The organism is Chryseobacterium polytrichastri (assembly GCF_900142445.1).
In the GTDB taxonomy this organism is placed as follows: domain Bacteria; phylum Bacteroidota; class Bacteroidia; order Flavobacteriales; family Weeksellaceae; genus Chryseobacterium; species Chryseobacterium polytrichastri.
Window position 1 is genome coordinate 1 of sequence record NZ_FRAV01000039.1, and the last position, 26353, is coordinate 26353.

Below are 26353 nucleotides of genomic sequence, written 5' to 3' on the forward strand. Positions count from 1 at the left end.
TGTCCAATATTCCTCACTGCTGCCTCCCGTAGGAGTCTGGTCCGTGTCTCAGTACCAGTGTGGGGGATCACCCTCTCAGGCCCCCTAAAGATCATGGACTTGGTGAGCCGTTACCTCACCAACTATCTAATCTTGCGCGTGCCCATCTCTATCCACCGGAGTTTTCAATATTAATTGATGCCAATCAATATATTATGGGGTATTAATCTTCCTTTCGAAAGGCTATCCCCCAGATAAAGGCAGGTTGCACACGTGTTCCGCACCCGTACGCCGCTCTCTCATTTCCGAAGAAACAATACCGCTCGGCTTGCATGTGTTAGGCCTCCCGCTAGCGTTCATCCTGAGCCAGGATCAAACTCTCCATTGTATGTTTGTCTGACTCACTCAAAGTTATTAACGTTCTAGTCTTTTCCTTACTTGGTTGTTATATTGTATGTCAATGATCTTCTTATATCTCTCGCTTTTTACTATACCTAATTTTCTGTCGTTTTCAGTATAGATTTGCGTGTGCAAAAGTAAAACTTTATTTCTAATTAACAAAGCGTTTTCTAACTTAATTTAAAGTCTTTTAAGTAACCCTAATCTCATCTTCAAAACCCTCTGTATTCTACTCCTCTGCTCCCGTTTTACCGGACTGCAAAGATACAAATCTTTTTAACTTTAACAACTTTTATTTCTAAAAATTTAAAGTTATTTTTTTGATTCGTTGTAGTCTTCTTTATTGTTATATGCTTATCTAAAAGCTCCTCTGCGCTACCGAATCAATATCGTTTTTCAGTGGGGCAAAAGTACTCCAACTTTACCTACCAATCCAAACTTTATGAATATAAAGTGGAGATAATTAAGCTTTTGTGGAGAAGTAAGTGCGCTAAATAATTGATTTTATTTACTTTATATAACATAAAGTAGTTATCCACATTGGTGAATTGTAGTTTTAAATATATTATAAGACTGCTTTGTATTGCTTAAAATGTTTTTGAAAAGGGTTCCTATTATATATAAGGTATGTCAAAACCTCATAGGTTTTTGAAACCTATGAGGTTTGGGTTTGAAGTATGAGAGGTTATATTTTAAGAAAGGATTTTTTTGTTTCCCACAAATGACACAGATTTACACAGATGATTGTGGGTGCATGGATATTGCAAAGATTGAGACAGGTATTAGTGGATGGATAAAATGTTGAAATATAATCTTTCTAAGTGCTAAGGCAAACCTAACAGGTTTTCGAAACCTGTTAGGTTTAGAGGAAACTCAGTAGAGTGAAGAATCTCTACACTTTTTGAATTGCGTTATTGAGATCCTTACAGGATGGTAAACTTTGTGGTGATGTGGACTATTGAAAAGTACGACAAACACCCTAGCCCAGATAGAAGCGGCATCCTTTTTTGTTGCGGCCGGAGCGAAGCGCAGGCCGTAACAAAAAAGATACAGCGGAGAGCTGGATTGAGCTCCTGAAAAAATAAACTGGAGAAAAGGAAGGTTTGAGAGTTGGAAAGTATGAAAGAGGTTCTGTTTTTGAGATTGCTTTACTTATATAGGCTCAACTCCGTTCCTCGCAATGACAATCAAAAAGTTATTATCTTTGCATCATTCAAAATAAAATTATGAGTATTCACATTAGTGCAAAAAAAGGAGAAATTGCTAAAGTTGTATTGCAGCCGGGAGATCCGCTTCGTGCACAGTATATTGCAGAAAACTTTTTAGAAAACGCAAAATTAGTAAGTAAAACAAGAGGTATTTTTTATTATACCGGTCTTTATAAAGGTAAAGAAATTACTGTGGGAGCAAGTGGAATGGGATTTCCAAGTATTGGAATTTATTCTTTTGAACTATACACAGAATATGAAGTGGAGACGATCATCAGAATTGGAACTTGCGGCGCTTATACTACAGACTTGAAAACTTTTGATATTTTAAATGTTGAAAATGCAGCAAGTGAAAGTACATATGCTAAATATGCATGGGAAATTGAAGAGGAAATTCTTTCTTATGAAGGAAGTATTTTTGACACGATTAATGCTACTGCAGAGGAATTGTCTTTAAAAACAAAAGCAATCAATGTTCACAGTAGTGATATTTTCTACAGAAAAGATCAGGCTGTTCCTGCAATTGCTACAAAATATAACTGCCCGGCAGTGGAAATGGAAGCATTTGGATTGTATGCCAACGCAAGACATTTAGGAAAAAATGCAGCGACGATTCTTACGGTAACTGATATTATTCCTACTCACGAAAAGATTTCGGCTGATCAAAGAGAAACTGCTTTGAAGCCAATGATCGAACTGGCATTGGAAGCTGCTTGGAAAAGCATCTAAACAAAAAGCAACCTTATAAAACAAAAAGAGCTTTACATGAATCTGTAGAGCTCTTTTTTATATGCTGAAAAATTTTCTGGCGACTTCTGTAGTTTCATCAGCCACTTCGGAAATGCTTATTTTCTTTAGATGTGCTATTGTTTGTGCAACGTACGGCAGAAAGGATGGTTCGTTTCGGCGGTTTTGTGTTCTTGACCTATTTTTCGGAAGCATGAAAGGGGCATCTGTTTCAATCATCATCCTATCTAAAGGCACATACTTTATGACGTCTTCTAAATGTTTAAACCTCTTATCATCACTAATCGCTCCCGTAAATCCTAAGTAAAATCCTTTATCCAAATACACTTTCGCTTCACCCAACGTTCCTGTAAAACAATGAACAACCGCTTCGGGTAACTTGGAAAGATATTCGTCTGTAATTTCATTAAATCTTTTAAAGGCCGACCTTTCATGAAGAAAAAGGGGTTTATTAACCTCAACAGCTAATTCTAATTGAGCTCGATAACATTTTTCCTGAATGGCTCTTGGTGAAAAATCACGGTCAAAATCTAATCCGCATTCTCCGACGGAGATGACATGGTCTTGCTTTAATAATTTTTGAAGTTCATTGATACTTTCATTGTTAAAAGATTTAGCATCATGAGGATGGATTCCTGCAGTTGAAAATAAAATTTCAGGATATTCTTCCGCGATCTCAGCAGATTCTTTACTTCCACAAATGCTTGTTCCCGTGAGGATCATTTGCTCTACTCCATTGTCCAGCGCTCTGTTGATGATTTCTTCGTGTTCGTTGTTAAATTGTTTATTGGTAAGATTAATACCAATATCTATAAATGTGTTCATTTGTTTTTGTTATTATTTTGTTCATTATATATAGTAAAGTATCTTATGACATGAGGGCTTGTAATGGCGCTTTTGAATGATTTTTCTTTCCCATATTTTCTAAAATTAGAATATTTTGTTCCATTAATCTCTTTTGTAATTTTCACCCAGATCATTTTTTGTTTTTGTTTTCTGGTTTTCCAAAATTTCACTTCTTCAATCAATTGATCTTGAACGGCAGACTTTTCTGTTCTTCTCCATTTCTTATTCCCATACTTTTTTAAATATGGTGGAATTTTGCCATATTCATAAGATCGGAAAGTTCCTTTATTGTAAAGATTTTTCATCGCGTCTTAAAAAGGGAAGCAAGCAAGATTTGAACTCGCAACTCCTCTGTGTTCGAGGCATTTTTCCATTTAAACTATTGCTTCCATTTGGGAGATAAGCAGGATTCGAACTTGCAACTCGTCTTAGCAAAACGTATTTTTCCATTACTACTATTATCTCCATTTTGGGAGTACAGCAGGACTCAAACCTGCAACTTTGCCTTGGAAGGGCAGTATTTTTCCAATTATCAACTATGTACTCCTGCGAAACGTACGGGACTCGAACCCGTAACATCTGACTTGGATGGTCAGGGCTCTTCCATTGAGCTAACGTTTCTCTTATTTTACCAAGTATGAATTTTATAATTTTTCAACAAAACTCCACTAAAATAATTTCCTTTAATACCTTCTATAATAGGCTGCAAAATTCTAGCAGCTCCATCCACAGAATCCAGTGGAGGAATATATCCCTGCTCAAATTGTTTCTTTCTTAAACTTTCCTTTGCTCCTGTAGAAATCCAGCCAACATCTACAGCACTCATATAAATCTCATCTTTTTCAAATTCTTTTGCAGAAGTGAGTGTCATCATATTTAAGGCGGCTTTCGTCATATTCGTATGTGGATGGAAAATAGTTTTATTTTCATAACTAAAGATACCTTCGGAAGAAGTCACATTAATAATAAATTTTTCTTTGAATAAAGAGTTTCTCATTAATGGTTTTAATTCTTTAATTAAAAAATAAGGAGCAATATGATTAATGAGGTTAACTTCTACCAATTCATACATTGAAACTTCTTCCAAAGTAGAATTCCAACTGGTTTTATCTCGGTTATCAACAGGTTGCCCGAAGCGGGTCAAAGCAACAGTTGTTTCTTCATTTTGAGCATATTCTAATTTCCCGATCTCATTTGAAATTTGCGTTTGATTGGAAATTAAATTCTGTATATCTTTAAACTCAACCAGCATTTTATTTTCACGTTTTACAATTGGAAGGTAATATTCATCGGGATATTTGATAGTTTGTGCTGCATTATTGATGAGAATATCAAGGGTTTCAAAATTTGCTTTATAAAAATTGATGAATTCCTGAATTGCCTTTAAATTTCTAAGATCTAATCCGTAGACCCAAAGCTTATCTTTCCAATCATTATAATCTTCTTCCCGCTGCAATTGCTCCAAAGCAAGTGCAGGAAAACGGGTGGTCAATACCAAATTAGCACCGTTTCTCAATATTTTTAAAGCTATGGCTAAACCTACTTTTACCCTTCCTCCTGTAAGAATAACATTTCGCCCTGTCAAATCTACTGATTCAAAGCGTTTTTCATAATTCTGTTCTGCACAGTTAGGGCACAATCTTGTGTAAAAAGAATGCGCATATACATAACTCTGATTACAACAGTAACAGTTTTTAGGAATCTGAAGCTTCGTAAGTTTTGTTTCATCTTTTTGATCATCATAAAAAGCAGAAACTCCGGCTAAAGCTTTTTTCAGCAGTACGGATTCTGAATTGATTTCCAAATCCTGAGTTTTCATCTGGAAATAACTTTCCTGACGGTTTTGCTTTTTAGCATTTTTATGAATTTTTGTAATCAATCCTGAAAAGGTTTTATTATCAGGGTTCTGAAAAGGTTCATCTTTCAAGGCATTCAATACCTTCATACATGCTTCCCATTCTTTTTCTGAAAATTTTTGATTAGAAAAATCCATTGTTTTAATTTTATGATGACAAAAGTATCAGTCTTATACGCAATCTTTTTACGTAGTAATAAAATATTTATAAAATTTTATTAATTTATTTTAAGCCATCCTAATCAAATTCACAGAAAGCTTTTCTTGCTGAATTAAATAATCAATCAGGTTAAACCATTTTGTGCAATAATCTAAGATCCAAGCATCTGAGGACGCTGTAATTTCTGCATTTTCTGCTAAAAATTTATCCGGATTAAATTCTAATTCAACTTCCCAATTGAGCTGAGTTTCCACGGCAAATTCAAGAATGATTTGTTTGATCCTTCCGCTATTGGAAACGGGTTTATCAAAAATCCAAATCAATTTCTGAAGGTTGGCTTCTTGGAAAAACTGAGAGACCAATTCTATTGATCTTTGTGTTTGGTTGACTCTTTTATACGTACCGTGAACACCGGAAAGGTCACGGTAACAACCATCAATTCCTTGAAAAATGTACGCTTCTGAAAGTAAACTTTCCAACAAAATCAAAATATTAAAACCATCCAAATAGATTGTTCTATCTTTTAAATCTGATATTTCAATCTGTTTTGATTTTCTAATTTCAATCTGAATTTCTGAAGCAGACGCAGCGCGAATCGCCTGAATTTGTCGGGTCTTTAGTTTATATCTATTTCCTACCAGCTCAGAGCTCGCTCTTTCAGCATATCCTCTACTCAATAAATAGTGTATATCCTGAACGGCAAGCCTCAGTTTATCAATTTGCTTGTCAGGACCAAACAGAATGTCATCACCTGTATTTTTCCCACGATTCCTGTTATTCATATTCAAAAATATATTATTTGGGAGAATATTTAGCCTTAAATATATGATCATCTCTTTTATTCAATACAGTTGATTGATAAAATTTAATAACAAACTCCAGTTTTTGGGAGTGCATATTTTCATAATAAAGCACTGAATATTTGACTAATCTTAAAACAGCAATAAAAAAATAGAATATAAAATCGTGTTACCTAAACAAATAACAAAATACTTATCATCAAAATTTAATTATTCACAAAAATATATCATCTATTGTCTAAAATTATTACATTTAAAGCCTTACAATTATTATAATTGAATAATATTTAAAAAATGATAACGTAAGCTTATTTAATAATCAAGTATTACTCTTGAAAATGCAATCGATTGCGCTTTTTGAAATTAAAAAATTAAAACGAATACAACCTATGCAGATAATAGATAACGGTCCGAAATATTCTTCAGGAACAAAGGCACAAATCAATATGGTTTATGTGACCATGCTTACCTTAGTGGCTACACTAGGCGGTCTACTGTTTGGTTATGATACCGCAGTGATCTCTGGAGCAGAAAAATCGATTCAAGAATATTTAATCATTCCATTAGGATTAAGTTCATTGGCTCACGGAGCAACTATTTCAAGTGCTTTAATTGGCTGCATCATCGGAGGTGCTGTCTCAGGATATTTTTCGACAAAACTGGGAAGAAAAAGATCATTGATGCTGGCGGCATTTTTATTTTTCATAAGTGCGTTGGGCGCAGCGTATCCTGAGTTTTTATTCTTTAAGCAAGGTGAACATTCAATGGGAGTTTTACTCGCTTTTAATTTTTACAGAATTATTGGTGGAATCGGAGTTGGTTTGGCTTCAGCCGTTTGTCCAATGTATATTGGGGAAATTGCTCCTGCTGAAGTGCGAGGAAAATTGGTTTCTCTCAATCAGTTTGCCATTATTTTTGGAATGCTGGTGGTCTATTTTGTGAATTGGGGAATTGCCGACGGAAAAAGTCTAGAATGGATCAACCAAATCGGATGGCGATATATGTTTTTATCATTAACCATTCCCGCCGCTCTGTTTGGAATTTTATTATTCTTTGTTCCTGAAACCCCACGTTATTTAACTCTAATGAAAAAGGACGATGAAGCATTGAAAATACTATCTAAAATAAACGGTGAAGCTCGTGGAAAAGAAATTTTCACAGAAATAAAAGGTACGATTGCAGAACATAAAAGTGAAATTTTTGCATTTGGAAAAACGGTTATTGTTATTGGGATTTTACTTTCTGTTTTCCAACAATTTGTAGGGATTAACGTCGCATTATATTATGCTCCCAGAATTTTTGAAAGTATGGGCGTTCACAAAGATGCGTCGATGCTTCAAACTGTTGTGATGGGATTAGTAAATGTCGTTTTTACCATTGTCGCTATTTTCACGGTTGATAAATGGGGAAGAAAACCTCTTCTCATCGTGGGTTCATTAGGAATGGCCATCGGAATGTTTGCCATTGCTATTTTCTCCTATTATCATATTATCAGGATTGCCACTTTGGTCTTTATTATTATGTATACCGCTTCTTTCATGATGTCTTGGGGACCCATTTGTTGGGTTCTTATTTCAGAGATTTTCCCTAATAAAATACGAGGAAGCGCCATTGCCATTGCTGTTGCCGCACAATGGGCAGCCAATTATTTAATCTCCTCAACTTATCCGTTTATGATGGAATTCAGTGGTGCTTTTACTTACGGATTTTATGGAGTGATGAGTGTCTTATCATTAATTTTTGTTTGGAAAATGGTTCCTGAAACGAAAGGTAAATCCTTAGAAGAAATAGAAAAGATATGGGGAAAATAAAAATTTCATACAGTTAGTTAATTGAGGGCATCGATTTCGGTGTCCTTTTTGGTTAAATGAAATATACTTCCACTCATTTAAATTCATCTTTAAACATCAATTTACACCATAAATAAGTCTGATTTTAAGTGAATATCAACTTTTATTTAAAGTGAAATTCAACCTTAAAACAAAGAGAACGAAATGGTTAAACAGATTTCATTCATCATTTAAATGTAATCCTGCATAAACTGATATAAAATACACATTATTTCCTTTTTAGTAGTCATATTTTGATTAAATTTACGTCAATAACGTATATCCATTTGATATACAAAAACAAGCTAGAAAAAACATTTATGAATAAGAAAGGGGCCACGATATATGATATTTCAAAGAAAATTAATGTAAGTGTGGCTACTGTTTCCAGAGCACTTAATGATCATCCGAGAATCAGCCAGGCAACAAAAGATTTGGTAAAGAAAACTGCTAAAGAAATGAACTATAAGCAGAATAATCTTGCGAAAGCTCTTAAAAGCGGTGAAACAAAAAACGTAGGAATTATTGTTCCTTTTGTAAATACCAACTTCTTCTCCTCCGTTATCCGTGGAATTGAAGAAGAACTTTCTCCGCACGGCTATCACGTTATTATCTGCCAGAGTCATGAAGATGTTATGATTGAAAAAAGACATCTTAATACGTTGTTAAATGCTCAGGTAGATGGAATTTTCATGTCGGTTTCAAAAACAACTATTGATACCGAACATATCCAAAGTATTTTAGATACCACCAATACTCCGATTATTTTTTTCGATAGAAAGAAAGATATTCCGGGAATTAGTACCGTAGTAATTGATGATTACAAAGGAGGATATATTGCAACCGAGCATCTTATTCAAGAAGGATACAAAAACATTTGCCATTTTGCAGGAGATCTTAATCTTGAAATTTATCAAAATCGTCTTAACGGTTATAAACAAGCATTAATCGATTATAACTTTCAAGTAAAAGAGGATAATATTATTGTAACGGGAAGTTCAATTGATGAAGGAATTGAAGCCGTTAAAAAACTTTGGGATAAAAAATCGATCCCTGATGCTATTTTTTCATCAAGTGACTTTGCAGCGTTGGGCGCTTGCCAGGAATTAAAAAAACGTAAAATAAAAATACCTCAGGAAGTAGCTGTTATCGGTTTCTCTAACGAACCGTTTACTCAATTTATGGAACTCCCAATGAGTTCTGTAGATCAAACTCCTGTTATCATGGGAAAAATGGCCGGACAGGTATTTATTGAAAGTATCAAAGAGAATGGTTCCGGGGTTTCTATTGAGAAAAAAGTAGTGCTGGCACCGCAGCTTTATATTAGGAAGTCTTCGAAAAGGAAATAAATTTCTTTTGTCTTGAAACAAAAGAAACAAAAATTCAAGACTTGAAATCTGAATGCTAAAAATTATTTCTGTTCTCTAAAAATTCTAAAACTTGTGCGAATTCAATGTTTATCTTTTGATTTAACATCTGTCTCGCACTTCAAACAGTAGAATTTTCTTAACGTTCTCAGAATTAATTTTCTTAACGCTTCAGCTTCCGATGTCGTTATTAACAATTCACCGTGTAGTTTGTAATTCTGAAAGAATCTAAGCCAAGTTTTTATTACATATGTTTTGGCTAAATGAATTTTTAGCCCTTATTAAATCTATTTATTAAGAATTTTCACTTCTCTAAATATTCCTCTTTCTGATATTTCGCTATTAATAATCTTATTTTTTGGAGTCAGAAAAATGTGTCTAATCTGTTCAATTGATTTTGTTTTTGAATTGATCACTACATCATCAGCAATGATCTTTTTAATCTCTTTTTTTTCATTAAGTTGGATATAAATTTCTCCTTTTTTTATTTTCAATTCATCAAGATGTATTCCATTCATACTTTCCACATCATCCAAATTATAAAAAAATAAACTGTCAGTAGTTTCTTTAAATTTTTCAAAAGCATATCTTTCTAAACCTTTATCATGCTCTGAATAACCTTTGTATTGATAAATACGACTTGTTAATTCTATATCTTCGATTTTTGATTTTTTCAAATCCATAGGTTTGAAAATTGGAACACTATTGTAATATGGATCTCCACAAGTTCCATAACAATCATGTGTTATTCCATCAATATTCGATTTAGTTGGAATATCAGATAATTGATAGATTGGAAGAATGTTTTCTACATCTACCTGAAAAGTTTCTAAAGAATCTAAAATAATAAATCCACGTGGATTTGAATCAAGACCTCCCCAAGCACTGAAATTATAAATAACTTTTGACGAGCCTTCAATTTTTTGCATATATAATTCATCAATTCGCCATTCCGTTTTTATGAAATTGCAACCATAAAATATTGTAAAAACTGGAATGATGTATAATAGCTTGATTTTCATTATTAAAGAAGATTCTAATTTTTTTAAAAATAGCATTCAAATATACACGGTTTTCTAACCAAAAGAAAATGCCTCCCACAAACGTAAGGAGCATTTTTAATCCTAATAATTATAAACTATATCTATAAAGAAACTCCCCTTCTCCAAGGGATAAAATCGTTCTGATTTAAAATAGCTGCTTTGGTTTTTACCTCTCCGCTAGCTACTTTAATGATAAACTCTAGCAGTTCTTCTGCTTTTTCGTCAATTGTCTTTTCACCAGTAATTACATCTCCTGTATTGAAATCGATGATGTCTGGCATTCTCTCTGACAAAGAAGTATTAGAAGATATTTTTACTACGGGAACAACAGGATTTCCTGTCGGTGTCCCCAAACCTGTCGTAAATAGAACTACGTTTGAACCTGAGCCCACTAAAGCCGTTGTACATTCCACGTCATTTCCTGGAGTACACAGTAAATTTAGGCCCGGTTCTTTGATATATTCTGTAAAATCCAGTACATCATTTATCGGCGACGAACCGCCTTTTTTAGCCGCTCCTGCAGATTTCATGGCATCGGTTATTAATCCATCTTTAATATTCCCCGGCGACGGATTCATATCAAAACCAGATCCTGCAGCAACGACTGAATCTTCAAAGTCTTTCATTAATTGTAAGAATCTTTCGGCATCGTTTTCATTCACACAACGGTTTACCAGCTCCTGCTCTACTCCACATAATTCAGGGAATTCAGAAAGAATAGTTGAACCTCCGATTCCTGCCATTAAATCTGATAATTGTCCCAATACCGGATTGGCAGAAATACCAGAAAATCCGTCTGAGCCTCCACATTCCAACCCTAAAACTAACTTAGAAATTGGTGCCGCCTTTCTTTCGATTTCATTCGCTTGCTTGATGGATTCATAAGAATCTTTAATGATTCCATTCAGCATTTCATCCACCGTTCCAGACTTTTGCTGTTCGTAAACGATGATTGATTTTTTATTGTTTGGACTGATCTTTTCTAAAGCATCTGTAAAAATCTGAACCTGTAAATTCTGACAACCCAAGCTCAACACTGTTGCTCCGGCTACATTCGGATTATTAACATATCCAGCCAATAACCTTCCCAATGCTTCCGCATCCTGACGAATTCCGCCACAACCGCCTTGGTGCGTGATAAATTTTACGTCAATATTTTTAAAAACCCGAGAATCATGATCTTCTTCAACAAAACTTTCTGTTTCAGAATTATTGATTAATGATCTTAATAATAATTGATGTTTGGTTGCTTTTTCGAACAACAATTCCTTTTCAAAGACATCTTTTAAAATCTCCACATTTCTGTTTTCACAAAAAACCAATGGAAAAAACAACCAAACGTTTTCTGTTCCAACCTGTCCGTCTTCACGGTAGTAGCCCATGAAGGTTTTATCTTTCCATTTGTCAACGTTTGGGGCAGCCCATGAAGTCGTTTCAGTTTTGCCCTCTACTTTTGCACTTTGATGCTTAACGTTTTCAGTGGTGATCACCTCTCCTTTTTGGATGACTTGATTCGCTTTTCCCACCAAAACTCCGTACATGATGATAGAATCACCAGTGGAAAGATCTTCGGTTACAAATTTATGTTTCGCCTTCGTATCCTTTATAAGATCATAACTAAGATCACCTAAAGTAACAGTTTCCCCTTGCTTCAGATCTACCAATGCCACTGCTACATTATCTTTGGGATTTACTTTCAGTACTTTCTTTTGCATCATTTTTTAAGAATAAAATTGGATAAAGTTATGATAAGCCGTTTCCATATCGTGATGATCAATTTCCCACAATGCTTTTGCCACTGCAGATCTTAAACCATAGATTTCAGTAAGATCAGTATCCCAGAAAGTCGTTTCGCTTAACGCCAATTCTGCTACTTTCTTGTAATCTTCATTTTTCCAAATCTCTTTGAATCTGTTGATGACTGATTCTTCGTCATTCAATGGTAATGTTTTCTCCCCAAAACTTCCCTGATAGAATCTGATTAAGCTTGCCAAAGAGAAGGTTAAATTCAACGGTAATTTTTTGTCGATTTCAACATACCCCAACAAACTCGGAAGAATTCTCACTTTAAATTTAGAAACAAAATACAACGCGATGCTTGCCTGATAATGCTTAATAAAAGGATTTCTAAACCTATCGAAAACTTCTTCAGCAAAATCTTTCAATTCATTTTCATCTAATCCTAATGTAGGATTTACTTCATTAAAAATCGTTTCATTTAAAAATTTACCTAAAAATTGATCATCAACAGATTCTTTTACCGTTTCTTTCCCTGATAAAATTGCGGGAGCCAACATTAATGTATGACCACCATTTAAAATTCTCACTTTTCTTAAACGATATGGCTGGATATCATCAACCACCAAAATCTGTTCGTTGATTTGACCAAAAGGAATTCTCTCTTTTAAATTGGCCACATCCTGAATGACAAAAAGCAAGAACGTTTCGGAAACCACCATCATCTGATCTTCGTAATCCAATAGCTCTTCATACGATTCTACATCATCTTTTGGATACCCCGGAACAATCCTGTCAACCAATGTATTGTGGAAACAATTACATTGTTCAATCCATTGCGCAAAACCATCTTCTAAATTCCAAAGTTGTGCATATTGTAAGATGATTTTCTTTAAAGCAAAAGCATTGTCTTCAATCAATTCACAAGGAATAATTCTTAATCCTTTGTCTTTTGCTCCGTTGAAATGTTGGAATCTTTCGTGTAATAAAACCGTTAGTTTCGCAGGGAAATTTTTGTGAGGACCTGTGTAATCATTCTCAGATTGATCATAAGCAATTCCTGTTTCTGTAGTGTTGGAGAAGATAAATTCTAATTCCTCTTCTTTTGCCAATGCTAAGAATTCATCGTAATTTGTATAAGGATTAATCGATTTTTGAATCGCCGAGATCACCTGTTTTGTATCAATGATCTCTCCTTTTTTAATTCCTCTTGAAAAAAGCGTGTATAAATTATCCTGCTCTTCCAATTTGTGAACCGAACCGCCTGCTGTAGGCTGAACGTTTACAATTCCTGCATTAAATCCTGCTTCTTTATTTAATTTATCAATCACATAATCTGTGAATCCTCTCATGAAATTTCCCCCTCCAAACTGTACAATTTTTATGGGAAGCTTTTCCTGAGAACCGTTTAATTCACGATTTAATTTTTGTTTAATCTGATTTTCCATCTTTTTTAACTCGATGATTTTGTTTGTTTTTAACGCAAAGGGGCGCAAATATTTTTTGACTACTAACTGTTTTTAAGTTCGCAAAGGCGTTTCACTCAGCTAAGACCGGTATAAAATCTTTGAATCTATTTTTTGTTTAATCAAACCCTGAAGGTTTAGATAGATATAATTATTTACTTATCACTTTATATTTTGGAACCAATGCTTTCATGACACTCCATGCAATTAGATACGCCACCGCACAGGCTGAAAAAATAATCATGTATCCTTTATCAATTCCGTCTGAAATCACGGCTCCTGATTTTTCCAATTGTTCAAAAAATCCTTCCGGCAAACGTTCATTGATATATTGTGGATATTTTTCCAATAAAGGCGTTCCGCCCACTGTTGTCCATGCTTTATGAGCATGATCGAATAATACTCCCGAAGATTTATTAATGATAAAAGAACCAATTCCGCCCGCCATTCCACCAATTCCTGTGATGGTTGCAATGGCTTTTTTAGGAAACATATCGCCAACAGTCGAGAAAATATTCGCCGACCAAGCCTGATGCGCTGCTCCTGCAATTCCGATGATGATAACCGGAAGCCAATACGTAATTGAGCCTAAAGGTTGTGCAAATAATGCTAACAAAGGGAAAAATGCAAAAATCAACATGGCTTTCATTCTTCCTGTATAAGCGTTCATTCCTTTTTTTTCCACAAAATATTTTGGAAGCCATCCGCCAATGATCGATAATAAAGTGATCATGTAAAGAACGAATAATGGCAATGCACTTTGCGTAGAATCCATTTTATAGACTGAGCTTAAATAAGCCGGCGTCCAGAATAAAAAGAACCACCAAATCCCGTCTGTCATAAATTTTCCGAAAGCAAAAGCCCAAGTTTGTCTGTAGCTAAAACATTCTTTGAAAGTGAATTTTTTCTCAGGAATGCTAGAATCTGTATTAGGAATATCATCCTGATCTTGTTGAATATAGGTTAATTCATGTTCATTGACTTTATGATGCTCATGAGGTTTTTTGTAATAAAATACCCAAAGTCCCATCCAAACAAATCCTAATGCTCCGATGATAATAAATGCCCATTCCCATCCCATTGATTTTGCAATAAAAGGAATCGTAAGCGGTGCCGCCAAAGCGCCCACCGTTGCTCCTGCATTAAAAATACTGGTAGCCAGCGCTCTGTCTTTTTTAGGGAAATACTCTGCTGTTGTTTTAATTGCGGCCGGAAAATTCCCTGCTTCCCCTACTGCCAATACAAAACGGGCGAAAATGAACAATGTTACACTCGTACTGATAACCATTGAAACATTATCAACTTTACCAATCAACGCCTTAGATTCATGGAAACCAACCATCCAGTTTCCGGTAAGAACTCCTGCTGTAGCAATTCCACAAAAAGCATGTAAAACCGCTCCTACAGACCAAATTGCGATTGCCCAAAGGAACCCTTTTTTCGTATCCATCCAATCCACAAATTTCCCTGCGAAAAGCATACTTATCGCATAGAAAATAGAAAATAATGCGGTGATATTTCCGTAATCATTATTATTCCAGTGAAATTCCGGTGCAATGAAATCTTTCCACGTAAGGGACAAAACCTGCCGATCCATATAATTGATGGTCGTGGCAATGAACAGCAAGAAGCATATCGTCCATCTAAATTTACTCGGTTTCGAGGATATTTCTTTTTTCATATCAATCTTTAAGCGTATTGATTTTTTCTTGATTTTGAAAATAATTTGGGGTGTAAATCCCCTATTCTAAGCTATTTTAGCAAAGAAAAATATATTATTAAGAATTGTTTTTAATTAATTTCTAGTTGTTTTTTAACGCAAAGGTTTATTCTCTTTATTCTTATTTTTGAGTGAGCAAAGGTGAAATCAATCAATTGATTTTTATGAAGCGGACGTATTAAAATCAGTGTAATCAGTGACTTTTTCCGCTACTCTTTGCCTTCTTAAAATAATGAATAGCTATTAAAACTTTGCATTTACATTTATCTTTAGTTAAAAACAATTACCTTAATTCTTTAATAATCTGAATTGAGTTTGCGACCGTTTCTGTAATTTTTTCGTAATCATACTCCCCATTTTCATTTTTCACAAATAACTGGGAACCTAAGCCTACGCAGTATGCTCCTGCAGAAATCCATTGTGAAATATTTTCTTTGGTGGGTAATACTCCGCCTGTAGGCATTATGTTTGACCATGGCATCGGGCCTTTTACCGCTTTAATGAATTCCGGTCCGCCAACTTGTGTAGCAGGGAAGATCTTGACAATTTCAGCGCCTAATTCTTCTGCGTAAGAAATTTCAGAAACCGATCCGCAGCCCGGCATCCATGAGATTTTTCTTCTGTTACAAACTTTTGCTACATCAGGATTTAATGAAGGGGCAACAATGAAATTGGTTCCGTTTTGAATATATAAAGACGCTGTTCCGGCATCAACTACAGAACCTATTCCCAAGATCATTTCAGGAAGTTCTTTCGCTGAATATTTTACCAATTCCACGAAAACTTCGTGCGCAAAATCTCCTCTGTTAGTAAATTCAAAAACACGGGCACCGCCGTCGTAGCAAGCTTTTAAAATTCTCTTGCCAATCTCTGCATCGGCGTGATAAAATACAGGAACAATACCCGTTTCTTTCACTTTTAATGCAACTTCTATACGCGTAAATCTTGCCATAATTATCTTTTTATTCTTCCTCCTGAATTTCCGTTCATGACTTCCAAAATATCTTCTGCGCTGCTGTAATTAATGTCACCCAAAATGGTGTGTTTTATCGCGCAAGCCGCGTTGGCGAATTTCAATGCTTTTTCATCATCGAAATTAATTAAACCATATATCAAACCTGCTGCAAAAGCATCACCTGTCCCGATTCTGTCGACCACAGGATTGACTTCCAATACTTCAGTTTCAAAATAATGATCATCCACCAAAGCTCGTCCCTGCGTTTGCTGAGAACTTGCCGTAACGCCAATTCTTATCTTGTCGAAAATCTTATGAATAGAAGGAATTTGTTGTTTTAATTCTTTACAGGCTTCCATGAAACCTTCTTTATCTGATGAAAATTGAGTTCCAAGAATTTCATTGATTTCATTCACTCCACCGATGAAAATTGTTGAGTAAGAAACCAATTCTTTCAATACCTCGTTTCCGTTTTTACCATATTTCCAAAGGTTGGATCGGTAAGCGGGATCGGTTGTAACTTCAATTCCCAGTTCACGAGCGGTTCTCAAACCTTCTTTCAACGTTTCATACGCTGATTCGGAAATCCCCGGACTAATGCCTGTCCAGTGAAAATATCTACAACCTTCGAATACTTTTTCCCAGTCGATTTCTTCAGATTTAATATTTGCAAAAGAACCGTTCAATCTGTTGTACGCAATTCTGCTGGCACGAACTGATGAACCTACTTCCAAAAAGTACAATCCTAAAGGATGTTCATTTTTGTTGATGAAAGTCGTATCAATTCCCAAACTTTTTATGAAAGAAACTGCTGATTCACCTACAAAATCATCAGAAATACTACTGACATGCCTCACGTCACACCCCATTGTTGCCAATGAAGATGCTACATTCAACTCTGTTCCACCGAAAAAAAATTCCATTTCGTGGCTTTGCTTCATGGTTCTGTTTCCGGGAGGTGAAAGTCGCATGATGACTTCTCCGAATGTGACTATTTTGTTGCTCATTTTTTTTAATTACCGGTCATTATTTAACCACAAAAGATCCAAAAGTTTTTTAACACTTTAGTAATTTTGAAGTTTAGATCAAATAGAACTTGTTCAAACTTTTTATTTTGACCACAAAAGTTACAAAAGATTAACACTTGAGCTATTTAAGTTCATCATAAAGTATAAACAAGAACACATAAGTAAAAAATCTTTGATTTTTATTCTTTTGTAAGCTTTATTTTTTTTTATAGCTGAACTTTAAATGATTAAAAAATAGCTTTTGTACCTTTTGTGGTTTAATTTTTTAATTAGTTTAAAATCTTCGATTTATCTTCTTAATGATTCTTAACTTCTATATTTATCTTAATGGTTTAATTTTTTTATCTCTCGCAGATTTCGCAAATCTTGCAGATGATTATGTTTAAAAAAATCTGCGTAATCAGCTAAATCTTCGAGAAAATTTATAGCATTTGAAATTTAAAAATCAAAATAATTTTTAGCATTATGATAACAAATATCTGAAATTGTTTTACCAATCAGTTCGAGATCATCAGGTAATTCGCCATTTTCCATTTCTTGACCAAAAAGATTACACAACACTCTTCTGAAGTATTCGTGTCTAGGGAAAGAAAGGAAACTTCTGGAATCTGTTAACATTCCCACGAAACAGCTGATTAATCCCATATTGGAAAGGGCATTCATCTGCTTGATCATTCCGTCTTTCTGATCTAAAAACCACCATCCTGAGCCAAACTGCACTTTTCCTTTAATACTCCCGTCATTGAAATTTCCGATCATTGTCGCGAAAATCTCGTTGTCGGCAGGATTTAAATTATATAAAATGGTCTTTGTTAATTTATCTTTTCCGTCTAAGGTATTTAATAATTTAGACAAAGTTTCAGCCTGAACGAAGTCACCGATAGAATCCCAACCCGTATCCGGACCTAGAATTCTGTGCATTCTTTCATTATTATTTCTCAACGCTCCCAAATGGAATTGCTGAACCCAACCAAATTTGTGATAAGCTTCGCCTAAGAATAATAAAATCGCTGTTTTGAATTGATTCACCTGCTTTTCAGCAATCACTTTTCCTAATAATTTATCCTTGAAAATTGTGCTTACTTCTGCATCAGTCGCTTCTTCAAAAGAAATATTATTTAATCCGTGGTCGCACAATCTGCATCCATTTTCGTGGAAATATTCAATTCTTTTAATTAAAGCATCACACAAAGTCTGATAAGAATTAATTTCAATTCCGGCAGATTCGCCTAGTTTTGAAATGTAATCTGCGAAGTTGTGGTTTTCAATTAAAATTGCTTTGTCAGGACGGAAAGCGGTACTTACTTTAATGTCAAAATCACTTTTCGCTAAATCCTGGTGATAATTTAAAATATCTGTAGGATCTTCCGTTGTACACAGAGATTCTACATTCATCATTTTTAACAATCCTCTTGTCGATTTTTCAGGCGTCTGAAGCTGAGCGGTGATGTTTTCGTAAATTTCAGATGCATTGTCTGCATTTAGTAATTCATCGATTCCGAAATATCTTTTTAATTCTAAATGCGTCCAATGATACAAAGGGTTTCTCAATGTATAAGGAACTGTTTTAGCCCAAGCCTCAAATTTTTCTTTATCTGAAGAATCTCCGGTGATGAATTTTTCGTTCACTCCCAGCGTACGCATCGCTCTCCATTTGTAATGGTCGCCTGCAATCCAAACCTTTGAGATATTTTCGAAAACGGTATCTTCTGCAATATCCTTAGGAATCAAATGATTATGATAATCAATGATCGGTTGTTTTTCTGCATACTTGAAGTATAATTCTTCAGCGTATTTATTTTGTAATAAAAAGTTATCTGTAATAAAAGGTTTCATTCTAATCTAATTCTGTTGTTACTCATTAGCAGGTTTCCCGATGGTTGCCAAAATTCCGCCATCAACGTAAATAATTTGTCCGTTGATAAATCTGCTTGCGTCGGAAGCCAAGAAAATAGCTGTTCCTGCAAGATCTTCCGGATTTCCCCATCTTCCTTCCGGAGTTCTGTTAATGATAAAATCGTTGAAAGGATGTCCATCTACTCTGATTGGTTCTGTCTGAGAAGTCGCAAAATATCCGGGACCGATTCCGTTTACCTGAATATTATATTTTGCCCATTCTGTCGCCAGATTTTTGGTAAGCATTTTCAGACCGCCTTTTGCAGAAGCATAAGCCACCACATTATCACGACCCAACTCACTCATCATTGAGCAGATGTTGATGATCTTTCCGGATTTTCTTTTGATCATGTATTTTCCGATTAATTTCGACATGATAAAAGGTCCTGTAAGATCCACATCAATTACTTTTCTAAAGTCTTCGACCTCCATTTCAATTGCGGGAACACGTTTGATGATTCCTGCATTGTTGACAAGGATGTCTATTTTTCCATGGGTAGCTTCCATTAAAGCTACTTTCTGAGCGGCTTCCAATTCGTCCGTTACATCAAACAAATACCCCGTTGCACTATATCCTTTTCCACGATAATAGTCTAAAGCAGCCACTAATTTTGATGGCGTTGTACTTGTAATAGCCAGTTCAGCACCTGCAGCGGCAAGCCCTTCGGCCATTGCCATTCCTAATCCGTGAGTACCGCCGGTTACAACGGCTACTTTACCGGATAAATCAAATAAATTCATCAGAAAAATTACTTTAGTTCGTTAGTTTTGATACCGTCCATATCGCCGTAGTCCATATTTTCTCCGGCCATACCCCAGATAAAAGTATAATTAGAAGTTCCGACTCCTGAGTGAATAGACCATTCCGGAGACAACACAGCTTCACGGTTTTGCATAAAAATATGACGCGTTTCCTGAGGCTGTCCCAAGAAATGACTGATTGTCTGACCTTCTTCCAAATCAAAATAGAAATAGGCTTCCATTCTTCTGGTGTGGGTATGGGAAGGCATGGTATTCCAAACACTTCCTGGGTGAAGTTCCGTCATTCCCATTTGTAATTGACAAGTTTCAAGAACAGAATTTACAATCAGTTTGTTGATCGTACGCTTGTTGGCGTATTTCTCTTCGCCCAGTTCTACAATTTCGGCTTCGTTCTTCGTGATCTTCTTTGTTGGATAAGTATGATGCGCCGGAGCTGAATTGATATAAAAATACGGTTGTTCATGATCCGCCTTTTCAAAAATTACTTCTTTTGCTCCTTTACCAATATATAAAGCTTCTTTATTTCCAAGCTCATATACTTTACCATCTACCGTTACTTTTCCTGCACCGCCAACGTTGATGATTCCTAACTCTCTCCTGTCAAGGAAATGTTCGGCTTTCAAATCATCTGTTGGTTCCAGTTTCAAAGCTTGTGTTGAAGGCATAATACCTCCTACAATCAGCCTGTCGTACATAGAATAGACTAGTTTTATCTTATCTTCATTAAATAAATCATTGATTAGAAACTCCCTCCTAAGATCTTCAGTGGTATACTTTTTTGCATCTTCAGGATGATGGGCGTAACGAAATTCTGACTGTGTCATACTACTTGATTTTTATACTTTTATTTTGTGGTTTTCTCAAACCTTTTCAACTTTGCGTAATCGATTGCATTAATTACACTAAAATATGATAGAATTACTGTTGGGATAAATATATAATTATTCTTTAATTAGTTAACAAAAAATTAATTTTAATTTTTAAAACACTGATAAACAGATCAATAATTTTAAAAAACAAAAATAAATAGAGAAGTTTTAATGATATTTTCTAGCAATTTTTTAACCAAAAGTGAATCCAAAGTCTTGATTTTAAATAAAATCATGCCAAAACAAAACACTAAAAGGCAAGTTGTAAAATCATTAACAATAACCTTGTTTATATGTAAATATGATGCGTATTAAGTTTAATCATTATTATTAAAGAAAAACAGTACAAAAATTCAACTAGAAAAGATGACAAAAATCAGTAAAACCACTGAAATTTTGTTCTTGAGCACTCGATTTGGGAATTTTTAACACCAAAAAAGCAAGCATTTTTTAAGTTTTTTTTAAGTTTTTAATTTTAAATAAGAAAATTTACTCCAAATTTTAAAATAATTTGACCCATACCCAACCAATGAATAACCAATTAATTATCAACAAATTAAACTAAAATACCAAACGAATGTTTTTTTAAATTTAACAACTTAAACAATCAAATTAATGAATAAATAATATTTTTTTCTTTGTGTATTGGAAAATAATATTAGTTTAGAAGCCAAGATATTTTTTACGAAAAATTACGCAATCGATTGCACTTTGAATAAAGCGTGAAATTTTTTAAATATTAACCACTAGAAAGAATAGAATACTTACTAAATCCAAAAAAAGCAAAGATTGAAAAAAAAGCTTTCAACCAAGAATTAAAACTATAAGGATACAATAATGGATAAAAGAGTACAATCAGTAAAGTGGTTATATTTAACGGTCTTTCTACTTCCTGTCCTTGCAATGGCTCAAGAAAAAGATAAGAACAAAGAAAGAGAAGCTAAAATTGACGAAGTGGTTTTGGTGGGATATACCAAAGTTTCGAAAAAAGATGTTACCAATTCTGTTTCTTCTGTAAAAGCAGACGCAATTAAGGATATGCCTTCAACTAATGCTGCAGAAGCAATCCAAGGAAGAATGGCAGGAGTACAGGTTTCGCTAAGCGAAGGTTCACCTGGAGCCGATGTAGATATTGTGATTAGAGGAGGGAATTCTATTACAGGCAGTAATGCCCCACTCTATATCGTAGACGGAGTTCAAATGGATAATGCCTTATCAATTTTATCTCCCAAAGAAATTGAATCTATTGAGGTTTTAAAAGATGCATCTTCTACCAATATTTATGGAGCCAGAGGAGCTAATGGCGTTGTTTTGATTACAACAAAAGGAGGCCGTAAAAAAGCCAAAACATCTATTAATTATAACGGATTCTTAGGAGTAAGAACAATTCAGAATACGATTAATGTATTGGATCCTTACCAATATGTACTTTATCAGTACGAATTATACAATAAGGCCGGCCTACAGACTGATATTGATGCTTTTCAAACGAGATACGGAACCTATGACCAATTAGGTAAATATAAAGATGTTAAAAAAGTAGATTGGCAGGACGAAGTTTTTGGCAGAGAAGCATTCAACTTCACTCATAACCTTTCTGTTACAGGAGGATCAGACAATTCATCTTTTTCATTATCATTGAATAATGTAAAGGAAGACGGAATTATGATTGGTTCAGGGTTTAAAAGAAATATGGCAAATTTCAAATATGACTATGATCTTTCAAAGAAAGTAAGCATGACTTTGAATGCCAGATATAGCAGACAAACAATTTTCGGAGCCGGAACATCTTCTACAGGTTCACAAAGTACAAACCGATTAAGAAATGCTGTTAGATACCAACCATTTGAAGGAGGCTCTACAGTAAATGTTGATGAATTTGATCCTCTATTTGCAGATCAAACCAACTTGGTAAATCCAATTTTATTAGCTAATAATGAAATCAAAGAGAATGGCAGAAATGATTTGTTATTAAACGGAACTTTGGAATATAAAATCAACAAAGATTTTACATTCAGAAGTATAATTGGATATGTGCAGAGGGATGAATATATCAATCAATTTTCTGGTACCGTAACTACTCTTGCAAGACAGAATAATGACCAACCGGTTGTATTTTTAAGCAAGTCTCAAACCAGAAGAATTACAAATACAAACACCTTAAATTTCAGAAAAACATTTGGAAATCATAAGCTAGATTTATTAGCAGGACAAGAAATTGTAAAAACAGATGGAGAATCATTGGCAATGACGGTTAAGTGGTTTCCGAAATCTATAAGTGCTGAGGAAGCATTTGCCAATATTCAGTCTGCTTCACCACCATCCGGTTTGGTACAAGACGCTCCAAAAGCAGGAAGATCGCCCGATCGATTAGCCTCGTTTTTTGGTAGAGCCAACTATATTTTCAAAAATAAATACATCTTTACAGCTTCTATGAGAGCAGATGGATCAAGTGTTTTTGGTCCAGGAAACAGATGGGGATATTTCCCTGCAGCTTCTGCCGCATGGAAAGTCACTGAAGAAAACTTCTTAAAAAACAGTAAAACAATTAGCGAATTAAAACTTCGTGCAGGATACGGTTTATCCGGAAACAATAGAATTGGGTCATTTTTATATGACACCTTCTTTACAACATCGTCTGACTACGGATATGCATTTGGTACAAACGTAACACCAGGTGCTACTACCGGGAATATTTTAGCAAATAAAAATGTAAAATGGGAAACAGCAACGTCTAAGAATATAGGTATAGATTTTGGGTTATTTAAAGGTAAAGTATATGGAAGTCTTGATGTATATCAAACAGATACTAAAGACCTATTGCTTTTAGCACAAATTCCTAAAGACAGAGGATATGAATACCAATATCAAAATTCTGGAAGTACTACAAATAAAGGAATTGAATTCTCTATAGGAAGTACAATCATCAGCACAGACAAATTCTCTTGGAAAATTGATGCAAATATTTCATCAAACAAAAATACCATCAAAAGTTTAGGAAATAATGCCTCAGCAAGTGCTAATTCTTATCTCTATCCTTCTGGTTGGCAAAACAATTTAAATGACTTCTTGGTACAGGTTGGTAAACCGGTAGGTACTTATTGGGGATATGTAACAGCAGGAAGATACGAGGTAAGTGATTTTGATTATAACCAAGCAACGCAAGTATACACCTTAAAAACAGGTATTCCAAGTTCTGCAGCTGCTGCCAATGGAGCAAAAGCTGTACAGCCAGGAGATCTTAAACTTCAGGATCTGAATGGCGATGGTATTATTGATAATAAAGACATGACTGATTTAGGAAATGCCCAACCCAAATTCTACGGTGGGTTCAATCAGACTTTCCGTTATAAAAACTGGGATATGAGCTTAATGTTCAACTTCTCTGTTGGGAACAAAGTATATAACGCCAACAAAGTTGAGTATTCAACACAATATTTATATAAAGACAATAACATGTTAGCCGAAGTAGCTGACAGATGGAGATGGTTTGATGATGCAGGTGTAAAGGTAAACGACCCAACTGCATTAGCAGCATTAAATGCCAATACAACAGGATGGACTCCTCCTGCAGGTGCTTATTTCTTACACTCCTATGCTATTGAAGATGGATCTTTCTTACGATTAAACAATGTAACAATCGGGTATTCTCTTGGAAAAGAATTTACAAAGCAGCTAGGTCTATCAAATTTCAGATTGTATTTCACAATGAACAATGTATTTACAATCACAGGATATTCAGGATATGACCCAGAGGCTAATACAAGAAGAAATCCTTTAACACCTGGTGTAGATTATGCAGCTTACCCACGTAGCAGATTTATTTTATCAGGCGTTGATATCACTTTTTAAATCTAATATTATGAAGAAAAATAAATTTTTAGCTATTCTATTTTCTATTGTAGGACTACTATCTTTAAATTCATGTGAAGATTATTTGGATGTAGAAAGCTTATCTAATACTGCTGAAAAACAGCAATTTGATTCCGCCTCAGATACTTTCTCTGCATTGGTAGGAGTTTACAACAGTACGATGGGTGATAATACCTATGGTCAAAGAATGAATCTTATCCTTTCACAATCAGGAGACGATATGAGAACTTCCGGGGATTATAACGCTAATGACAGAAGAGGAATAAGTTGCTTCGGTGCAATACCTACAAATACAGAACTTTTAAGACCTTTCTTAGATACGTATGCAGGGATTGAAAGAGCAAACCTTGTGATTAAAAACATCCCAATTTCTCCGGTTTATCAAACAGGTACTGCTGCAGATAAAAAATTAATGGATAGATATTTGGGTGAAGCTTTAACGCTGAGAGCTCATTTTTATCACGACCTTATTAAAAACTGGGGAGATGTTCCGTTTCAGGATGTTCCATCGGCAGATCTTACGGATTTATATCTTGCAAAAACAGACAGAGACATTATCTATGATAAAATTCTTGATGATTTACTAAAAGCAGAAAGCCTTGTACCTTGGAGATCTGAAGGGGCTACAACAGCACAAAGAATTTCTAAAGGGGCTGTAAAAGGTTTAAGAGCAAGAATCGCATTGGCTAGAGCCGGATATTCTTTACGAAGAGCTCCGCAGCAAATGTTACAGGGTTCTAATCCGCAGAAGTATTATCAAATTGCTTATGATGAATGTAAAGACATCATCAACTCCGGACAACATCAGTTGAACCCAAGCTATGAAGGATTATTCAGATCATTACACACCAATACTCAAGATGCAACAAATGAAGTTATTTATGCCATCGGAGCATTCGGAGGAAATTCAAGAACAGACAGTAAAATTGGTTACTATAATGGGTTAAGACATGATGATACAGACTGGAAATCTTCAGGAGGAATTAGCGCAATCCCTGTTTATTTCTATGAGTTCACAAAATATGATTTGAGAAGAGATATAAACATTGCCATCTTCAGAGTAAGCACTACAAAACAGGAAGAACTTCAGACTTCTATCAACTGGAATGATGGTAAGTTCAGAAAATCTTGGTCATCCATCACAGGGACTTCTCAAAACCTTGGGATCGACTGGCCTTTGTTAAGATACTCCGATATCCTTTTAATGTTTGCTGAAGCAGATAACGAACTTCACAACGGGCCTTCTGCAGATGCTATTAACGCCGTTATGTCGGTAAGACAAAGAGCTTATGCAGGAAACTTAGGACAGCTGGGAACTATTCCTACAGGCAAAACAGCATTCTTTAATTATCTTGTAAAAGAAAGACAATTGGAGTTTGGTGGAGAAGGGCTTAGAAAGTATGACCTGATTCGTTGGAATTTATTAGAAACTAAAATTAACGAAACAAGACAGAAGCTTACCCAGTTTATGAATGGTACAGGAGATTATGCTAATGTTCCGGAATATATTTTCTATAAAAAAGCAACCTATACACCTACAAAAACAGCTCAGCAAAATGTTTTAGATATGGATTATTATACTACAACAGGAGTTGCCAAAGCAGACATTTTCTATAGTCCGAATCAAAGCGTTGCAACACCTTCCGGATATACAAAAGTAAACTGGAGACTTGCGATGACTCAGCCCTACATCAGTGGTGACCCCATTAAGAGTTATGCATATTATTTCCAGCCCAACAAAAGAGAATTACTTCCATTAGCTTTAGATGTTGTTAACTCTAATTATAATCTTACCCAAGATTACGGTTACTAGG

The 26353-nt window shown here is 34.9% G+C and carries 18 protein-coding genes, 4 tRNA genes and 1 rRNA gene; 5 read left to right on the forward strand and 18 right to left on the reverse strand.

The genetic code is table 11. From position 1 onward, the window contains the following. Positions 1-367, reverse strand: a 16S ribosomal RNA gene (locus tag BUB80_RS19050); the annotation flags it as partial. Positions 368-1604: 1237 nt separating this feature from the next. On the opposite strand from BUB80_RS19050, the gene deoD reads away from it, so the two are divergent. Beyond that, entirely contained in the window at positions 1605-2315 is a 711-nt protein-coding gene (deoD, locus tag BUB80_RS19055; RefSeq protein WP_073296417.1) for a purine-nucleoside phosphorylase, read from the forward strand. Positions 2316-2372: 57 nt separating this feature from the next. On the opposite strand, the gene BUB80_RS19060 is transcribed toward deoD, so the two are convergent. From BUB80_RS19060 to BUB80_RS19090, 8 genes are all read right to left on the reverse strand, one after another. Further along, the gene (locus BUB80_RS19060) at positions 2373-3158 is read right to left on the reverse strand and encodes a TatD family hydrolase (RefSeq protein WP_073296420.1); all 786 of its coding nucleotides are present in this window, start codon (positions 3156-3158) and stop codon (positions 2373-2375) included. Then, positions 3155-3484: a hypothetical protein gene (locus tag BUB80_RS19065; RefSeq protein WP_073296423.1), complete on the reverse strand. Its 330-nt coding sequence runs from the start codon at positions 3482-3484 to the stop codon at positions 3155-3157. Before BUB80_RS19065 ends, BUB80_RS19060 begins: the two co-directional genes overlap by 4 nt. A gap of 14 nt (positions 3485-3498) precedes the next feature. Next, positions 3499-3568, reverse strand: a tRNA-Val gene (locus BUB80_RS23695). A 6-nt stretch (positions 3569-3574) separates the two neighbouring features. Next, positions 3575-3644, reverse strand: a tRNA-OTHER gene (locus tag BUB80_RS23700). A gap of 7 nt (positions 3645-3651) precedes the next feature. Continuing rightward, positions 3652-3725, reverse strand: a tRNA-Gly gene (locus tag BUB80_RS19075). Between the two features lie 3 nt (positions 3726-3728). Then, positions 3729-3800, reverse strand: a tRNA-Gly gene (locus BUB80_RS19080). 7 nt (positions 3801-3807) lie between these two features. Next, complete coding sequence (locus BUB80_RS19085) at positions 3808-5172, reverse strand: SDR family oxidoreductase (RefSeq protein WP_073296428.1); 1365 nt, start codon at positions 5170-5172, stop codon at positions 3808-3810. A gap of 90 nt (positions 5173-5262) precedes the next feature. Next, entirely contained in the window at positions 5263-5976 is a 714-nt protein-coding gene (locus BUB80_RS19090) for a DUF434 domain-containing protein (RefSeq protein ID WP_073296431.1), read from the reverse strand. Positions 5977-6383: 407 nt separating this feature from the next. On the opposite strand from BUB80_RS19090, the gene xylE reads away from it, so the two are divergent. Further along, positions 6384-7805 carry a D-xylose transporter XylE gene (gene xylE / locus BUB80_RS19095; protein WP_073296434.1) on the forward strand — a complete coding sequence of 474 codons (1422 nt, stop codon included), beginning with the start codon at positions 6384-6386 and terminating at the stop codon, positions 7803-7805. 338 nt (positions 7806-8143) lie between these two features. After that, positions 8144-9172, forward strand: a complete 1029-nt coding sequence (locus BUB80_RS19100; RefSeq protein ID WP_073296437.1) for a LacI family DNA-binding transcriptional regulator — start codon at positions 8144-8146, stop codon at positions 9170-9172. Positions 9173-9477: 305 nt separating this feature from the next. On the opposite strand, the gene BUB80_RS19105 is transcribed toward BUB80_RS19100, so the two are convergent. The 9 genes from BUB80_RS19105 to kduI all read right to left on the reverse strand — a co-directional run bounded on the left by BUB80_RS19105 (position 9478) and on the right by kduI (position 20621). Continuing rightward, entirely contained in the window at positions 9478-10248 is a 771-nt protein-coding gene (locus BUB80_RS19105) for a hypothetical protein (protein WP_073296440.1), read from the reverse strand. Positions 10249-10334: 86 nt separating this feature from the next. After that, the gene (locus BUB80_RS19110; RefSeq protein ID WP_073296443.1) at positions 10335-11948 is read right to left on the reverse strand and encodes a UxaA family hydrolase; all 1614 of its coding nucleotides are present in this window, start codon (positions 11946-11948) and stop codon (positions 10335-10337) included. A gap of 6 nt (positions 11949-11954) precedes the next feature. Further along, complete coding sequence (locus BUB80_RS19115) at positions 11955-13418, reverse strand: tagaturonate reductase (RefSeq protein WP_073296446.1); 1464 nt, start codon at positions 13416-13418, stop codon at positions 11955-11957. 169 nt (positions 13419-13587) lie between these two features. Then, complete coding sequence (locus BUB80_RS19120; protein WP_073296449.1) at positions 13588-15117, reverse strand: MFS transporter; 1530 nt, start codon at positions 15115-15117, stop codon at positions 13588-13590. 322 nt (positions 15118-15439) lie between these two features. Continuing rightward, a complete protein-coding gene (locus BUB80_RS19125; protein ID WP_073296452.1) occupies positions 15440-16108 on the reverse strand; it encodes a bifunctional 4-hydroxy-2-oxoglutarate aldolase/2-dehydro-3-deoxy-phosphogluconate aldolase in 669 nt (222 codons plus the stop codon). 2 nt (positions 16109-16110) lie between these two features. Then, positions 16111-17118, reverse strand: coding sequence for a sugar kinase (locus tag BUB80_RS19130; RefSeq protein WP_073296454.1), 1008 nt, complete (start codon positions 17116-17118; stop codon positions 16111-16113). A 459-nt stretch (positions 17119-17577) separates the two neighbouring features. Beyond that, on the reverse strand, positions 17578-18975 hold the full coding sequence (uxaC, locus tag BUB80_RS19135) for a glucuronate isomerase (RefSeq protein ID WP_073296457.1): 1398 nt from the start codon (positions 18973-18975) through the stop codon (positions 17578-17580). A gap of 18 nt (positions 18976-18993) precedes the next feature. Next, positions 18994-19776 (reverse strand): gluconate 5-dehydrogenase, encoded by a 783-nt coding sequence (locus BUB80_RS19140; RefSeq protein ID WP_073296460.1) that lies wholly within the window; start codon positions 19774-19776, stop codon positions 18994-18996. Positions 19777-19784: 8 nt separating this feature from the next. After that, positions 19785-20621, reverse strand: coding sequence for a 5-dehydro-4-deoxy-D-glucuronate isomerase (gene kduI / locus BUB80_RS19145; protein ID WP_073296463.1), 837 nt, complete (start codon positions 20619-20621; stop codon positions 19785-19787). Positions 20622-21503: 882 nt separating this feature from the next. On the opposite strand from kduI, the gene BUB80_RS19150 reads away from it, so the two are divergent. Both BUB80_RS19150 and BUB80_RS19155 read left to right on the forward strand, forming a co-directional pair. Continuing rightward, entirely contained in the window at positions 21504-24518 is a 3015-nt protein-coding gene (locus BUB80_RS19150; protein ID WP_073296466.1) for a SusC/RagA family TonB-linked outer membrane protein, read from the forward strand. 10 nt (positions 24519-24528) lie between these two features. Beyond that, the gene (locus BUB80_RS19155; protein ID WP_073296508.1) at positions 24529-26352 is read left to right on the forward strand and encodes a RagB/SusD family nutrient uptake outer membrane protein; all 1824 of its coding nucleotides are present in this window, start codon (positions 24529-24531) and stop codon (positions 26350-26352) included. Position 26353 lies beyond the last annotated feature (1 nt).

Coding starts and splice junctions, on each gene's coding strand:
- deoD (WP_073296417.1), top strand. CDS start 1,605: ATGAGTATTCACATTAGTGCAAAAAAAGGAGAAATTGCTAAAGTTGTA.
- BUB80_RS19060 (WP_073296420.1), bottom strand. CDS start 3,158: ATGAACACATTTATAGATATTGGTATTAATCTTACCAATAAACAATTT.
- BUB80_RS19065 (WP_073296423.1), bottom strand. CDS start 3,484: ATGAAAAATCTTTACAATAAAGGAACTTTCCGATCTTATGAATATGGC.
- BUB80_RS19085 (WP_073296428.1), bottom strand. CDS start 5,172: ATGGATTTTTCTAATCAAAAATTTTCAGAAAAAGAATGGGAAGCATGT.
- BUB80_RS19090 (WP_073296431.1), bottom strand. CDS start 5,976: ATGAATAACAGGAATCGTGGGAAAAATACAGGTGATGACATTCTGTTT.
- xylE (WP_073296434.1), top strand. CDS start 6,384: ATGCAGATAATAGATAACGGTCCGAAATATTCTTCAGGAACAAAGGCA.
- BUB80_RS19100 (WP_073296437.1), top strand. CDS start 8,144: ATGAATAAGAAAGGGGCCACGATATATGATATTTCAAAGAAAATTAAT.
- BUB80_RS19105 (WP_073296440.1), bottom strand. CDS start 10,248: ATGCTATTTTTAAAAAAATTAGAATCTTCTTTAATAATGAAAATCAAG.
- BUB80_RS19110 (WP_073296443.1), bottom strand. CDS start 11,948: ATGCAAAAGAAAGTACTGAAAGTAAATCCCAAAGATAATGTAGCAGTG.
- BUB80_RS19115 (WP_073296446.1), bottom strand. CDS start 13,418: ATGGAAAATCAGATTAAACAAAAATTAAATCGTGAATTAAACGGTTCT.
- BUB80_RS19120 (WP_073296449.1), bottom strand. CDS start 15,117: ATGAAAAAAGAAATATCCTCGAAACCGAGTAAATTTAGATGGACGATA.
- BUB80_RS19125 (WP_073296452.1), bottom strand. CDS start 16,108: ATGGCAAGATTTACGCGTATAGAAGTTGCATTAAAAGTGAAAGAAACG.
- BUB80_RS19130 (WP_073296454.1), bottom strand. CDS start 17,118: ATGAGCAACAAAATAGTCACATTCGGAGAAGTCATCATGCGACTTTCA.
- uxaC (WP_073296457.1), bottom strand. CDS start 18,975: ATGAAACCTTTTATTACAGATAACTTTTTATTACAAAATAAATACGCT.
- BUB80_RS19140 (WP_073296460.1), bottom strand. CDS start 19,776: ATGAATTTATTTGATTTATCCGGTAAAGTAGCCGTTGTAACCGGCGGT.
- kduI (WP_073296463.1), bottom strand. CDS start 20,621: ATGACACAGTCAGAATTTCGTTACGCCCATCATCCTGAAGATGCAAAA.
- BUB80_RS19150 (WP_073296466.1), top strand. CDS start 21,504: ATGGATAAAAGAGTACAATCAGTAAAGTGGTTATATTTAACGGTCTTT.
- BUB80_RS19155 (WP_073296508.1), top strand. CDS start 24,529: ATGAAGAAAAATAAATTTTTAGCTATTCTATTTTCTATTGTAGGACTA.